The sequence below is a fragment of the Leptothrix mechoopdaensis (SeqCode) genome, assembly GCF_053893855.1.
This window is the reverse complement of sequence record NZ_CM132699.1, coordinates 371239-385307: the sequence shown is the minus strand read 5'-3', so window position 1 is coordinate 385307 and position 14069 is coordinate 371239. Positions and strand designations below refer to the sequence as shown.

Sequence of the window (14069 nt, the reverse complement as noted above, 5' to 3'; positions counted from 1 at the left end):
AAACGGGTGCCCGTCCACCGCTGCCAGCGTGCCGGCGCGCCCCGGACGACGCAAAGGCGGCACACACTGTCACGCCCATGCGACCCAGCCAGCCCACGCCCCTTCCCCGGTTCCTGATCCGCCCCGGCGCCGAACGCGACGCACCGGCGCTGGCGGCCATCCTGAACCACCACATCGTGCACGGCACCTCGACCTTCATGACCGAGCCGGTCAGCGTCGCCAGCCGCGTGACCTTCATCTGCGAACGCAGCGCCGACCTGCCGATCTGGGTCGCCGAGGTCGACGGCCAGTGCATCGGCTGGGCCGCGCTGGCGCTGCACCAGCCGCGCAGCGCCTACGGCCACACGGCGGAAAGCTCGATCTACCTGCACCCGGACCACCTCGGCCGCGGCTACGGCACCGCGCTGATGACGCAGCTGATCGCCAGCGCCAGGACCATCGGCTACCACACGCTGATCGCCGGTGCCTGCACCGAACAGCCCGCCAGCATCCGCCTGCACGAACGGGTCGGCTACACCCGCTGCGCCCACTTCCACGAGGTCGCGCGCAAGTTCGACCGCTGGCTGGACGTGGTCTACCTGGAGCGGGTGATCGGGCACGAGTGATCGGGCGGGCGTGATCGGACGCGAGTGAGGCACCATCGCGGCCCCTGCCCGCCGGAGCCGCCGATGCCGCCTGTTGCCGACAACCCCCGTGCCGATCGCCCTTCCCGCCAGCTGATCTCGTCGGGATCGCCCTTCGAGGCCGACATCGGCTACTCGCGCGCCGTCGTCGTCGGCGACTGGGTGTTCGTCTCCGGCACCACCGGCTTCGACTACGCCACGATGGCCATCAGCGACGACGTGGCCGAGCAGGCCGCGCAGTGCCTGCGCAACATCGCCCACGCGCTCGGCCAGGCCGGCAGCAGCCTGCGCGAGGTCGTCCGCGTGACCTACGTGCTGCCGCGTGGCGACGACTTCCCGGCCTGCTGGCCGGCCTTGCGCGCGGCTTTCGGTGAGGTCAGGCCGGCGGCGATGATGATCAGCGCCGGGCTGGCCGATCCGCGCATGAAGATCGAGATCGAGGTGACCGCGCTGAAGGGCTCGGCGCCATCGACCTGAAGACCTACCCGTCCAACCTGCCCTCCCGTCCCGCCCGAAAAGGAAACCCATGAACTGGATCGACCTCGTCGCCGCCCTCGCCGTGCTGCAGTTCTTCGTCTTCGGCATGCTCGTCGGCATGGCCCGCAACCGCTACGGCGTGCACGCCCCGGCCGTCACCGGAGACCCGATGTTCGAGCGCATCTACCGCGTCCAGATGAACACGCTGGAGCTGCTGGTGGCCTTCCTGCCGGCGCTCTACCTGGCCGGGCGCTACTGGCCCGCGCACCTGGTGGCCGGCGTCGGCGCCGTCTACCTGGTCGGGCGACAGGTCTACCGCACCGCCTACCAGCGCGACCCGCGCAGCCGCTCGCTGGGTTTCGGGCTTAGCGCGTTTCCGATCCTGGCGCTGCTGGGCGCCGCACTGGTCGGGATCGTGACAGGGCGTTGAGGCCTTCCACCGCCGGACTTGATGCAGGTCATGGCAGCATCGATCGGGCGACACGGTCTTCCCCCCGGAAGGCCCGCCGGGGCCGGTCGGCCCCGATACTGCCGCCGGCCGTGACCGCACCCTGCGGCGCGGCGCCTGTCACGAACAAACCTGGAGTCCAGCAACATGTCCATGCAACGCCGTGTTTTCCTGATGACCGTCGCCGCTTCCGGCGCCGCGATGAGCCTGGGCGCCCGTGCCCAGACGATGGTCGACCCGAAGGATGCCCAGGCGGCCGCGCTCGGCTACGTCGCCGATGCCACCAAGGCCGACGCCAAGAAGTTCCCGAAGTACGCCGCCGGCCAGAACTGCGGCAACTGCGCGATCTTCCAGGGCAAGGCCGGCGACAAGGCCGGCAACTGCCCGCTGTTCGCCGGCAAGCAGGTCGCCGCCGCCGGCTGGTGCAGCGCCTGGGCCAAGAAGGCCTGATCGGGCCGCAGCCCCGTCAGGGGCTCACGACCTCGCCCGACTCGGGCGGGGTCAGCGGCAGGCTCAGCGTGAAGCGGGCCCCCGCACCGGGCGTCGACGCCACCACCAGCGTCCCGCCCATCAGCTCCGCCAGCGCACGGGCCAGCGCCAGTCCCAGCCCCGTCCCGCCATGTTCATGGCTGATGCGGGCATCGGCCTGACGGAAGCGCTCGAAGATCAGCTCGTGCAGTTCGGGCGCGATGCCCGGACCGGTGTCGGTCACGTGGATCAGCACCTCGCGCGCCGCCCCGGCGGCCGGCGGCGGGCATTCCGCCGACACGGTCACGCCGCCCTCGCGGGTGAACTTCAGCGCGTTGGACATCAGGTTGTTGAGCACCTGCTTGACCCGCAGTTCGTCACAGGTCAGCAAGGCCGGCAGCTCGTCGGCCAGGTTGACGCGCAAGCTCAGGCCCTTCTCGGTGGCGGTGACCGCGAACAGCTCCGTCACCCCGCGGATCAGCTCGCGCGGATCGACCGGCGCGTGGCGCATCGACACGGCCCGGGCCTCGACCTTGGCCAGATCGAGGATCTCGCTGAGCAACGCGTTCAGGTGTTCGGCCGACTTGCGGATCAGGCCGGCCTGCTCGCGGTAGCGCGGCTCGGGGATGCGCGCCTCCATCAGCTCGGCAAAGCCCCGGATGCTCGTCAGCGGCGTGCGCAGCTCGTGCGAGATGGCGGCCAGGAATTCCGACTTGGCCTGACTCGCCGACAGCGCCCGGGCCTCGCTTTCGGCCAGCTCGCGGTTGCTGGCCTCCAGGCGCTGCAAGCCCTGCGTGAAGACACGCAGGCCGACACCCACCGCGACGCTCAGCAGCAGCACCAGGCCGACCAGCACGTTGCGCATGACGACCCAGTCCGCCAGCGCGACCGTGGTGGACGAGCCGACCAGCACGTACAGCGGATAGCCGGAGACCCGGCGGTAGGCGAACAGCCGATCGACACCATCGACGCCGCTGCGCGCGACGTAGCTGCCACTTTCCGGCGCCACCGCCTGCGCCAGCGGCCCGGTCGAGCTGATGCGCTGGCCCATGCCGACGCTCTGGCCGTCGACGACGCGGGCGCGCACGGTCAGGTCCTCGCCGAGCAGCGTCACCGCACCGGCCTGGCCCAGGTCGACGCTGCGGTAGACCGATTCGAAGTAGCTCGGATCCAGCGACGCCACGACCACGCCCAGCGCCCGGCCGTCCGGCCCGTCGATCCGGCGCGACAGCTGGATCGTCCAGCGTCCCGAGACCTTGCCGAGCACCGGCTTGCCGATGAACAGGCCCTGCGCGAACAGCCCCTGGGCGGCGCTGTCGACCAGCCCCGGTGCCAGGTGGACGCGGATGTGCTCGCGCTCGCTCAGGTCGACATGGCCGGTGCGCGTGCCGTCGGGGTCGAGGTTGCTGCCCTGGAAACGGCCGTCCGGCCCCACCAGCGACAGCTGCACGAGGATGCCCGGCGTCAGGCCGGTCTCCTTGGCGAACTGGGTCAGCTGCTTCTGGGCGTCATCCCCCGCACGGACCGACTCGCTGACCCGCCGCGTCGCCTGGTCGACGGTGGCCAGCACGCGCACGCTCATCTCTTCGAGCGCGCGGGCGAGGTTCATGTTCTCGCGCGCCCGGCCGTCGAGGGCCTCGCGGCGCTCGTATTGCAGGAACAGCGCGCAGGCGATCCAGATCAGCACCAGCATCACCCCGCCGGCCATGCCGACCGAACGACTGAGCGTGCTCGGCGATCGAGCGGCGGCGGCACGGTCGGCAGATTGGGCGGTCGGTGCGATGGCGAGGGTCACGGGCGGGCTTTCGCCAAGGCGAAAACCCAGGCGGCGGGATGGTAGCGCCGACGCCAAAACCCGACGCACCGCCACAGGGCGGCACGCTTGGTGCAAGCTCCGCACAACGCAAACCTGAACGCAGGACCTCGAATGCCCCGCATCCTCAACGCCCGCCTGCGCGACCGCGCCGGCCTGCACACGCTGCGCTTCTCGGACGGCCGCATTGCCGCGATCGATGCCCAGCCGGGCAAGGTCGAGGCCGGCCTGGTCGACATCGACGCGGCCGGCCACCTGGTCGTCGCGCCCTTCATCGAACCGCACATCCACCTGGACGCCGCGCTGACCGCCGGCCAGCCGTCCTGGAACATGAGCGGCACGCTGTTCGAGGGCATCGAGCGCTGGTCCGAACGCAAGGCGCTGGTGACCCACGAGGACACCAAGGCGCGCGCCCACGCCACGCTGCGGATGCTGGCCCAGCACGGCATCCAGCAGGTCCGCACCCACGTCGACGTGACCGACCCGAGCCTGGCCGCGCTGCGTGCGATGGTCGAGGTGCGCGACGAGATCCGCCACCTCATCGACCTGCAGATCGTCGCCTTCCCGCAGGAAGGCATCGAGTCCTACCCCGACGGCCGCCGGCTCATGACCGAGGCCATCGCAGTCGGCGCGGACGTCGTCGGCGGCATCCCGCACTTCGAGAACACGCGCGAACAGGGCGTCGCGTCGATCCACTTCCTGATGGACCTGGCCGAGCGCCACGGCTGCCTGGTCGACGTCCATTGCGACGAGACCGACGACCCGCACTCGCGCTTCCTGGAGGTGCTGGCCGAAGCCGCCCGCCAACGCGGCATGGGCGCGCGCGTCACCGCCAGCCACACCACCGCGATGGGCTCCTACGACAACGCCTACTGCGCCAAGCTGTTCCGCCTGCTGTCGATGTCGGGCATCGGCTTCATCTGCTGCCCGACCGAGAGCATCCACCTGCAGGGCCGCTTCGACACCTACCCGAAGCGCCGCGGCCTGACGCGGGTGCCCGAACTCGACCGCGCCGGCATGACCGTCGCCTTCGCCCAGGACTCGATCCAGGACCCGTGGTACCCGCTGGGCAACGGCAACATCCTGCGCATCCTCGAAGCCGGCCTGCACATCTGCCACATGCTCGGCCACGCCGACCTGCAACGCTGCCTCGACTTCGTCATCGACCACCCCGCCCGCCTGCTCGCTCTCGGCGACCGCCACGGCATCGCCATCGGCCGGCCGGCCAACCTGCTGATCCTGTCGGCCGACAGCGACGTCGAGCTGCTGCGAACCCAGGGCCACGCGCTGCTGTCGATGCGCGAGGGCCGGGTGGTGATGCGGCGCACGCCGGGGGAGGTGATGTTGGTGGGGGGGTGACGGCGCTGCTCATCCCCGCATGGGTCGAAACAGGCCGCCCCACACCAAACCCGCCAGGATGCACAGATAACCTGCGCACGAGACATACCAGCAAATCCGGCAATACCACCACTTGGTGTTCGCGGCTTTCATGTCATCCGTCAAGACACCGCCTTCAAGCTTTCGGGTCCTGTATTCCTGCAAGGCCAACATGTCTTGCCGCCTCCACAAAACAAGGTGCGAATCGTTGTCGACCAGCAAGAGTGGCCCCAACAACAAGAAGAAGATTCCAATCTTGAATATCACGACCGAGTCACCTCAAGGCCAAAGCGATTTGATCTACGCAGCGACAGATGACCGGGGTCACGTTGCCGCACGGGGCCAGCAGGCCGCTGAGTCAGTCAGTCGAATCTGCCCGAACGCCGTCGTGGGCGACCGGCGTATCGGGCAACCCAATACGGCGGCTTGGCTTCACCGAGAGCGCGACCCCAACTTCTTTCCGACAAGTCTCACGACGGACGGCAATGTGTACAAAGCAAACACCTCCAGTATCAATACAAGCAATGCCTCGAAAAACAATGTGAAGCCGTCTCCAATCGCAATATCTGCTCGTGGCATGCCGTTCCTCCATGCATAGAATTCAGCATGCCAATCACCCAATAGAGACTCATAGAGGACCAGAGACAATGCAACGTACACAATAAAACGTAGACATCCCACGACGAAACTCATGATCACGTCCCCCAGGAGAATTCGATACCAAAACTCAATCTCCCAACTCCAGCCAGACAATCCACCGTGTCAATCTATCAGCCCATGAATATCAAGACTGGATTCATCATCGCCGCTCACCCCCAACCCTCACCCCGGGAATAACACGGCGCAATAACAGGTAGTCGCGCCCCTGTTCGCGTCACGCAGGAGATGGCAACGAGTGAATCAGGATGAGCCGCCCCGGCGGCCGGGCGCTCAGCAGTTGAACGGCATCAGCCCACCGTCGAAGCGGCGGCGGTCGAAGGTGATGGGGGCGAGTTCGTGGCGCACGCCGTCGATGTCGAGGGCGGGGAGCTGGATGCGGTAGGTGCTGCCGCTGGGGGCGGGCAGGCGGGCTTCGAGGGACCAGCCGAGGCCGGTGGCGCCGGGGCGGCGTTGCAGGGGGGCGGACAGGGGCACCGGGAGGTGCCAGCGCAGGGGGGTGACGTGGAGCGGGACGGTGCGGGGGTCGCTGCCGTCGGGGCGGGACCAGGTGACCTGGGGGGTGGTCAGTTGCCAGTCGGCGGTGACGGGGGCTTCCCAGACGAGTTCGAGGCGGATGCCGCCGCGGCCGGCGGATTCGGTCCAGGCGTCGCCGGTCAGCTTGAGTTCGCCCGGCCCGAGCGGCCGGACCTGCACGAAGCTGCGGGTGTCGTAGCGGTCGATCCCTTCGCAGCGGCGTTGCGCGGCGGGGGTCGTGGCCTGGGCCAGGCAGGCGGTGGTGCGCTGGTCGATGGCGGCTTGCTGGTCGGCCGTCCGGTAGGGGACGCGGACGATGCGGCCGGCGTCGCTGGCCAGCGTGAGGTCAAGCGAGGTCAGCGCGGAGTTGGGCGCGGACGTTGGTGCGCGTTCCCCGGCTGGCCCGGCCGTCGGGATCTGCAGGCGCCAGCGGTCGGACGGCGTCACGGCCAGCGCCGGATGCGAGGCGCGCAGCGTCACCGTCGGGATCGGGCCGCTGGCCGGCCACAGGACCTGCTCGGCGGCCACCGGGGCGAGCGCGGCGAGGCCGATGCGGCCGTCGGCCGGCAGGGGCACGGACGCGTGGGCGTGGACCTGCGCCGCGAGCGGCTGCGGCGGCCGATTGCCGTCCTGCCAGGTGATCGGGGTGTCGGCCCAGGCCAGTTGGCGCGGGGCGCTGTTCACCTTCCCATCCCCGTCCGGCACGGTCAGCGACAGCCGCAGCAGGCCTTCGCCACGGCCCAGTCCGGGGGCGTCCAGGTCGGCCGCGACACTGAGCTGCAGGCCGCCCGCCACCGTCGCGTTCAGGCGCGACAGCGGCCCGGCCTCGCCGTAACACAGGGCGCCCCGCAGCGTCGCGGACGGGTCCGGGTAGGACGGCCGGTCGTAGGTGCCGTAGGGCGCGGGGATGCAGCCCGACAGGCCGGTCAGGCCGATCAGCCCGGCGCCCGCCAGGCCACGCAGGAGCAGGTGGGGTCGCGTCATGGGCCGATTTTCGGCAGCGTGAAACGCCGGGCAAGGGCCTTGCATCAAGGCCCTTGCATCAAGGCCGCGTCGATCAGGCCTTCGCGCTCACACCTTCTCGCTCATGCCTGCTCGATCAGCACGCTCTCCAGCGCATACGGCCCGTAGGCCAGCGCGTCGATCGGCGCGCCGCCGTCCAGCGGCAGGGCGCGCAGGTCGACCCGGCTGGCGCGCCAGCCCGGGGCCAGGCGCAGGCGGACGGTGCCGCGGCGGCCGAGGGTCTCGTTCAGGCGCAGCACCCAGCGGCCCGGGGCCAGCGGCTGGGCCCAGACCGGCTGCAGCGTCTCACCGCCGTCCAGGCCGAGCAGGCCGGCGGAAATGGCTTGCTCGGCGGTGGCCGGTCCGACCGGCAGGACGGGGCTGTCGATCAGGTCGGCCCAGGCCGCCGCCTGTTCGTCGCGCGGCGCGTCGGCGCGGTGCAGGCCCAGGGCCAGTTCGATGGTGTGCGCGCCGAGGTCCGAGAACGACGCGCCCGGATCGCGCCGCATCGCGCGCGGGTGCGAGATCGGCGTGCCGCCCATCACCGCGTCGCTGCAGGTGACGGCCGCGCTGCGCACCAGCGTCAGGCCGAGCGCGCCGTCGCGGCAGGTCCAGCCGAACTTGGCCTGGCTGACGACGAACAGGCCTTCGTGTTCGGTCTCGTCGGCGACCGCCGCCCAGCGGCTGCCGGGCACTTCCCACTTGGCCTCGTCGGCCTGTTCGCCCGGCACCTGGCTGCGCAGCACGCTGCCGAAGGGTGCGGCGTAGCGGGCCATGCGGCCGGCGTAGGCGGTCGGGAAGACCAGCTTGAGCAGCCGCTCGGGCCGGCGCCAGTCCAGCTCGATGCGCAGCCGCAGCGCGCTGGCGCCGGCTTCGAGCGTGTAGTGCAGCGTCGCCACACCGTCATCGCCGAGCGAGCGCGTGCAGCTCAGCGTGGCCGCGCCGGCATCGTCCTGATGCAGCGTGATGCGGGCCGGCGAGCGCACCGGCTCGCCCAGCGCCAGCGTCTGGCGGTCGATGTCCCAGGCCTCGAACAGATGGGGCTGGTCGGCATAGGCGACGAGCTCGCCGAGCGGCGCGCGCAAGGCCAGGTCGACGCCGTCGATGCGCAGCGCGGCGATGCGGCCCTGGTCGTCGAGGCGGGCCCGCACGCGGCCGTTGTCGAGCGTGTCGGCCGTGGCGGTGACGGCGGCCAGCGGCGTGCGCGGCAGGTCGGCCAGCGTCGAGGCGGCCAGCGGCGGCAGGGTGACGGCCTGCGTGCCGATGCGGTGCTGGCGCGGGCGCGGCAAGGGGTTGAACAGCGCGGCCGGTGCGACAGGCTCAGTCGATGAGCCACCCAGCTCGGCCAGCGCCGCCGCGCCGGCCTGCTGCGCGATGGCGGCGAGTTCGGCGCGGGCCTCGACGTAGACCTCGTGGATCGAGCTGCCGGGGATGTAGTCGTGGAACTGCGCGAACACGACGCGCCGCCACGCCGCCTCGTCGATCGGCCCGGCGCCGGTCGCGCAGCGCACGGCCTCGTGGACCTGCAGCGCGCGTTCGGCCTGGCGCAGGCCCAGCTTGACGGCGGCATGGGTCGTGTAGGTGCCGCGGTGGTATTCGAGGTAGAGCTCGCCCTGGTAGGTCGGCAGTTGCGCGCGACGTTCGGCCAGGCGGTCGAAGAACGGTTCGATGTTGCCCCAGCGGGCGCGCGGCAGGCCGGCCAGGTCGGCGTAGCGGCGGGCGCGTTCGAGCATCGCCTCGGTCGTGCCGCCGCCGCCGTCGCCGTAGCCGGTCGGCGCGAGGAACTCGCCGTGGACGTCGCTCTGGCGGTGTTCGCGGGCGTTGGTGTCGAGGTGGGTCGCCTCGGCCGTCTGGTTGTAGCCGAGCCGGCAACCCAGGTGCGTGACGACCTCGGAGCCGTCGTGGCCGCGCCAGACGAAGCTGGTGTGCGGGAAGCTGGAGATGGCGCTCCACGACAGCTTGGTCGTGTAGAAGAAGTCGACGCCGCACTGCTTCATGATCTGCGGCAGGCAGGGCGTGTAGCCGAACACGTCGGGCAGCCACAGCACCCGCGCCGGGCTGCCGCGCAAGGCCTCGAAGCGGCGCTGGCCGATCAGGAAGCTGCGCGCGAGTGCCTCGCCGCAGGCCAGCACGGTATCGGATTCGACCTCGGTCGCGCCGGTCGCGTCCCATTGGCCGGCGGCCATGCGCTCGCGCACGGCGGCCATGATCTCGGGCGAGCGCCGTTCGACCGCCTCGTAGCTGGCCGGCTGGCTGTAGCCGAAGCGGAACTCGGGGTAACGCGCCATCAGCCGGTTGGCGATCGCGAAGGTGCGCACGGCCTTGAACTCGCCGACCACTTCCGGCCACAGCCAGACCAGGTCGAGGTGGGCATGGCCGGTCAGCACGGCGTCGAGCGCCGTCGGGCCGGCCTTCAGCGCGGCATAGGCACGGGCGGCGCGCTCGCGTCCGGCGTCGACGCCGTCGGCCTGGTAGGCGTCGATGATCTCGTCGATCTCGCGCAGCAGCCGGCGCAGCAGCGGGTCGACCTGGCCGACCACCGGCCGGGTGCCGAAGCCCTGGAAGTTCTGCGCCTGATCAGGGCCGTACTCGCGCCGCAGCAGCAGGCGCATCAGGTCTTCCAGTGCCGACAGGTCGTGGAACAGCGCCCAGGTCGCGTCATCGCGGCGCAGCAGCCGCGCACCCGACAGCCGCGAGCCGGCCGCGTCAAGCCCGCTGGCGCCCTCGATCCAGATGCCGGTCTGGCAGGCCACCGCCTCGATCCAGAGTTCCTGCGCCCCGGCCGGCAGCGGTGCGTGGTGGTGGACGGGATCGAAGCCGTAATACGGCAGGCCGTCGACGTAGAGCGTCGCCTCGGCCTGGTCGTCCCAGGCGAGGTAGAGGTCGTCGCGCGCGGCCGAGGCCGCATCGCGCGTCAGCCGGAACCAGCGCTGGTCCCACAGCCGGCCCCAGTGTTCCGGGAAGGTGGTCAGCGGCGTGACGGGCTCGTGCCGCGCCTGCGCCCAGGTCCGATGCGCCGCCTGCGGCTCGCCGGCCTCGATCGTCACCGTCCCGGCCGGATGCCAGATGCGGTCACGCAATCGCGCCAGGACGGCATGGGCGCGAGCGGGCACGAGCTGCAGCAGCGGGGAGGACGGGAGCATCGACAGGACCTGCGGTGGAGTGGACAACGGCCCGCAGTTGACACGAGCCCCGCCGTTCGCAAGGTCCGTGCTGACCCGGAGACGGCGAACAGTGGTCAGGTGAACAGGACGGCATTCAGGCGCCGGGAGGGGCGGCCTGCAGCACGACCCGGCGCATCACGAACTCGGCCGGCTTCAGCGGCGCCACGCCGATCAGCACGATCAGGCGGCCGGCGTCGAGATCAGCCTGGGTCATCGTCGTGCGGTCGCAGCGGACGAGGAAGGCCTGTTCGGGCTTCTGGCCCTGGAAGGCACCGGCACGCCATTCGGCCTGCAGCAGCGCGGTGATCGTGGCGCGCACGCGGGCCCACAGCGCCTCGTCGTTCGGCTCGAAGACAGTCCAGCCCATGCCGCGTTCAAGGCTCGCCTGCAGGCGGGCCATGCCACGCGCGACGGGGATGTAGCGCCAGGTCGGGTCGGTCGACAGCGTGCGGGCGCCCCAGAGCAGGCGGCCGCGCCCGGGTGGCTCGACCAGCGGGTTGACGCCGTCGCCGCCGAGCTGTTCCTGATCGGCCTTGGACAGCGCCTGCGCCAGGCCGGTCACCGACCTCAGCGGCTCGCCGGAAGGGGCCTTCCAGACGCTGCGATCCTGGTCGACGCGGGCGATCAGGCCGGCGACGACGGCTGACGGCGGCAGCGCCGCCGGTGGCGTGCCGTCGACCTGGACCCAAGGGTGGCAGAGCGCGCCACAGCGGGCGTCGTGGCGTCGGCGCAGCGCCTGCACGTCGGCCAGCGTCGTGGCGGGTCCGGCGTCGAGCAGCGCGAAGCGTTCCAGCGGCTGGCCGGGCCGGGGTCTCGCCTGGGCCAGCAGCAGGTCGTGAACGGCGGGCAGGTCGGACTCGGCCACGGCGGGCGCGGCCAGCAGCGCCACGTCGTCGACCGTGTCGAAACGGGCCAGCCCACCCGGGCCGCCCAGGTCGGCCACGCCGGGCGGCAGGCCGTCGTGGCCGCCGCTCAGCGCCCGGGTCAGCGTGATCCCGTCGGCCCAGCGGGCCGCGTCGGTGCGGGCGGCCACGCGCCAGGCGCCCAGCCAGGTCAGCAGGGTCTCGACGTCCAGGCCCGGTTGCGCCTGGACGATGACGGGCAAGGCGTCCGGCGCGGAAGGGTCCGGGGCCTCGAACAGCCATCGGCGGCCATCGGCCGGCGGCGTTGCCGGATCGATCGACAAGCCGGGCCAGCTGCCCAGCACCACGCCGTCCGGGCTGCTGGCAACCAGATCGGCGCGGGTGGCCGACCAGGGCTCCGGCACGATGCTGCCGTCACCCTGGCGCCGGCCGTTGCGCAGCGTCAGCTGCAGGCGCAGGTTGCCGGCGCGGCCGGGGTTGCGGGCGGACCAGAGCACGCCGTCCAGCCGCCAGCGGGCGATGCCGTCGGGCGACGTGGCGGCGGCGGCCGGATCGGGCCGGAACACCCGCGCGACGCGCAGGCGTCGGCCGCCTTCGGCGAAGAAGGCGCGGGCGGCCAGCCACATCCCGTTCGGCACCACCTGCCCGGCGAACACCAGCGGCTGGCCGTCGCCATGCACGCGCTCGAAATCGGCCAGGCTGGTCAGCAGCGGCGGCGGCCCGTCCAGCGGCCCGCTGCGGGTCGGGCCGACGAAGCCGGCAGTCGAGACGTCGACGGCGGTCAAGGCCGGCGGTCCGGCCGGCGCCTCCTCGATGAAAACGCCCGGGGCGATGAAGGTGGCCGCTAAAGACGGATCGGGCGGGTCGGGCGGGTTCGGCATGTGACTTCCTTGTGCCGATGATGCCGCCGGCGTGCGTCGGCGTCGCTTGGGTTATCTACGATCGGGCATGACCACGCGCCGCCCTGCCCCGCCCGCCATCACCCTTGACGTCCTGCCCGCCAGCTTCGGCGACGCGCTGCTGCTGCGCTGTCCGGTCGGCAAGCGGACCTGGACGCTGCTGATGGACACCGGCCCGGACGAGACCTGGCCGGCGCTGAGGAAGCGTCTGATGACCTTGCCGCTGCAGGCCGACGGCACGCGCTGGATCGACCTGCTGGTGGTCAGCCACATCGACCACGACCACATCGGCAGCGTCGCCAAGATGCTCGACGACCGCGAGCTGGCGCTGGCCTTCGGCGATGTCTGGTTCAACGCCCCGCCGAACCTGCCGCGACCGCGCGGGGCGGTCGAAGGGGCTGCCCTGGCCCGGCTGCTCGGCTCGGGTCGGCCGGGCTTGCCGTGGAACCGCACCTGGGCGGGGCAGCCGGTGGTGACGCCGGCGATCGGCGGCGGCGTGCAGCTGGGCGGCAAGGGCCTGCCGACGCTGACGCTGCTGTCGCCGTCGCCGGACCGGCTGACGCGGCTGTGGCCGGCCTGGGAAGCCGAACTGGCCAAGGTGGCGGCCCGCACGGCCGAGACACCGGCGAGCAAGGCCGGACCGCCTGCGGCGGTGACGCCCTTGCCGAACGACCTGGCCACGCTGGCGGCCCGCCGCACGCCCAACGACGCGTCGGCGCCGAACGGGTCGAGCATCGCCTTCCTGCTGGAACACCAGGGCGCCTCGGTTCTGCTGGGCGCCGATGCGGTGCCCGGAACGATGGAACCGGCGCTGGACGCGCTGCTGAAACGCCGCGGCCTGGAACGGCTGGCGGTCGACGCGATCAAGCTCAGCCACCACGGCAGCCGCGCCAACGTGACCGCCGCGTTGCTGTCGAAGCTGGACAGCCCGAACGCGATCGTCAGCACCGACAACAAGATCTTCAACCACCCGGACGACGAGGCGCTGGCGCGGGTCGTCACGGCGCGCGCCGGCCAGCCGCTGACGCTCTGGTTCAACCACGACACACCACGCAACCGCCGCTGGGACGAACCCGCGCTGAAGGCTGCACACGGCCACGCGACGGTCTACCCGGGCGCGCCGGGAACGGGCGTGACGCTGACGTTGCCGCGCCGCTGAAGCGCTGCGGTCGGTCGCCGGATCCGTCAGTCGCCCATTTCCGTCACTCGCCCAGTTCCACCACGCCCGCCAGCTTGACGCCGTCGAGCCAGTGCGGTCGTTCATGGTCGGCGATGACCCAGCAGCGGTCGGTCCGCCCGGACGCCTCGGCCAGCAGGTCGGCGACCAGCCGGCAGGAGCGCGCATCCAGCGCGGCGAAGGGCTGGTCGAGCAGCGTCAGCGGCGCACCCGCCAGCGCGGCCACGGCAATGCCGAGCTTGCGGCGGCTGCCGGTCGACAGCATGTATTTGGGCTTGTCGAGATGCGGGGTCAGGCCGAGGCGTTCGGCCAGCGCCTCGATCGCCTGTGGCGACACGTCCGAACCCTGTTCGGCCAACCGGGCGACGAGCCAGGCACGCGCCACCTGCTCGTCGCTGGCCGGGTCGGACGGCTGCGGGAAACAGGCCCGCGCCGGACGGCCCACCAGCGCACCGGCGAACGGCGCCAGCTCGCCCGCGAGCAGACGCAGCAGGGTGGTCTTGCCACGTCCCTCGCCGCCGCGCAGCAGCGTGAGGCCGGGCATCAGCCGGAAGCAGAGGCCCGGGTTCAAGGGACGACCCGGGT

The 14069-nt window shown here is 71.6% G+C and carries 11 protein-coding genes; 6 read left to right on the top strand and 5 right to left on the bottom strand.

Annotated elements, in window-relative coordinates; translation table 11 throughout:
- Positions 1-77 precede the first annotated feature (77 nt).
- The 4 genes from ACWA7K_RS01740 (at position 78) to ACWA7K_RS01725 (ending at position 1998) form a co-directional block, all read left to right on the top strand.
- The gene (locus ACWA7K_RS01740; protein ID WP_456165042.1) at positions 78-605 is read left to right on the top strand and encodes an N-acetyltransferase family protein; all 528 of its coding nucleotides are present in this window, start codon (positions 78-80) and stop codon (positions 603-605) included.
- Between the two features lie 63 nt (positions 606-668).
- Positions 669-1100: a RidA family protein gene (locus tag ACWA7K_RS01735; protein ID WP_456165040.1), complete on the top strand. Its 432-nt coding sequence runs from the start codon at positions 669-671 to the stop codon at positions 1098-1100.
- A gap of 49 nt (positions 1101-1149) precedes the next feature.
- Positions 1150-1530: an MAPEG family protein gene (locus ACWA7K_RS01730; RefSeq protein WP_456165038.1), complete on the top strand. Its 381-nt coding sequence runs from the start codon at positions 1150-1152 to the stop codon at positions 1528-1530.
- 165 nt (positions 1531-1695) lie between these two features.
- Positions 1696-1998, top strand: a complete 303-nt coding sequence (locus ACWA7K_RS01725) for a high-potential iron-sulfur protein (RefSeq protein WP_456165036.1) — start codon at positions 1696-1698, stop codon at positions 1996-1998.
- A 16-nt stretch (positions 1999-2014) separates the two neighbouring features.
- Here ACWA7K_RS01725 and ACWA7K_RS01720 read toward each other — a convergent pair whose 3' ends face one another.
- Positions 2015-3811, bottom strand: a complete 1797-nt coding sequence (locus ACWA7K_RS01720) for a sensor histidine kinase (protein WP_456165034.1) — start codon at positions 3809-3811, stop codon at positions 2015-2017.
- Between the two features lie 132 nt (positions 3812-3943).
- On the opposite strand from ACWA7K_RS01720, the gene codA reads away from it, so the two are divergent.
- On the top strand, positions 3944-5188 hold the full coding sequence (codA, locus tag ACWA7K_RS01715; RefSeq protein ID WP_456165032.1) for a cytosine deaminase: 1245 nt from the start codon (positions 3944-3946) through the stop codon (positions 5186-5188).
- A 948-nt stretch (positions 5189-6136) separates the two neighbouring features.
- On the opposite strand, the gene ACWA7K_RS01710 is transcribed toward codA, so the two are convergent.
- The 3 genes from ACWA7K_RS01710 to ACWA7K_RS01700 form a co-directional block, all read right to left on the bottom strand.
- Complete coding sequence (locus ACWA7K_RS01710) at positions 6137-7363, bottom strand: hypothetical protein (protein ID WP_456165030.1); 1227 nt, start codon at positions 7361-7363, stop codon at positions 6137-6139.
- 101 nt (positions 7364-7464) lie between these two features.
- Positions 7465-10524 carry an alpha-mannosidase gene (locus tag ACWA7K_RS01705; RefSeq protein WP_456165028.1) on the bottom strand — a complete coding sequence of 1020 codons (3060 nt, stop codon included), beginning with the start codon at positions 10522-10524 and terminating at the stop codon, positions 7465-7467.
- 115 nt (positions 10525-10639) lie between these two features.
- On the bottom strand, positions 10640-12289 hold the full coding sequence (locus ACWA7K_RS01700; RefSeq protein ID WP_456165026.1) for a phage tail sheath family protein: 1650 nt from the start codon (positions 12287-12289) through the stop codon (positions 10640-10642).
- Positions 12290-12356: 67 nt separating this feature from the next.
- On the opposite strand from ACWA7K_RS01700, the gene ACWA7K_RS01695 reads away from it, so the two are divergent.
- Entirely contained in the window at positions 12357-13466 is a 1110-nt protein-coding gene (locus ACWA7K_RS01695; protein ID WP_456165024.1) for a ComEC/Rec2 family competence protein, read from the top strand.
- Positions 13467-13509: 43 nt separating this feature from the next.
- Here ACWA7K_RS01695 and ACWA7K_RS01690 read toward each other — a convergent pair whose 3' ends face one another.
- Positions 13510-14055 (bottom strand): ABC transporter ATP-binding protein, encoded by a 546-nt coding sequence (locus ACWA7K_RS01690; RefSeq protein ID WP_456165022.1) that lies wholly within the window; start codon positions 14053-14055, stop codon positions 13510-13512.
- Positions 14056-14069 lie beyond the last annotated feature (14 nt).

Coding starts and splice junctions, on each gene's coding strand:
- ACWA7K_RS01740 (WP_456165042.1), top strand. CDS start 78: ATGCGACCCAGCCAGCCCACGCCCCTTCCCCGGTTCCTGATCCGCCCC.
- ACWA7K_RS01735 (WP_456165040.1), top strand. CDS start 669: ATGCCGCCTGTTGCCGACAACCCCCGTGCCGATCGCCCTTCCCGCCAG.
- ACWA7K_RS01730 (WP_456165038.1), top strand. CDS start 1,150: ATGAACTGGATCGACCTCGTCGCCGCCCTCGCCGTGCTGCAGTTCTTC.
- ACWA7K_RS01725 (WP_456165036.1), top strand. CDS start 1,696: ATGTCCATGCAACGCCGTGTTTTCCTGATGACCGTCGCCGCTTCCGGC.
- codA (WP_456165032.1), top strand. CDS start 3,944: ATGCCCCGCATCCTCAACGCCCGCCTGCGCGACCGCGCCGGCCTGCAC.
- ACWA7K_RS01710 (WP_456165030.1), bottom strand. CDS start 7,363: ATGACGCGACCCCACCTGCTCCTGCGTGGCCTGGCGGGCGCCGGGCTG.
- ACWA7K_RS01705 (WP_456165028.1), bottom strand. CDS start 10,524: ATGCTCCCGTCCTCCCCGCTGCTGCAGCTCGTGCCCGCTCGCGCCCAT.
- ACWA7K_RS01700 (WP_456165026.1), bottom strand. CDS start 12,289: ATGCCGAACCCGCCCGACCCGCCCGATCCGTCTTTAGCGGCCACCTTC.
- ACWA7K_RS01695 (WP_456165024.1), top strand. CDS start 12,357: ATGACCACGCGCCGCCCTGCCCCGCCCGCCATCACCCTTGACGTCCTG.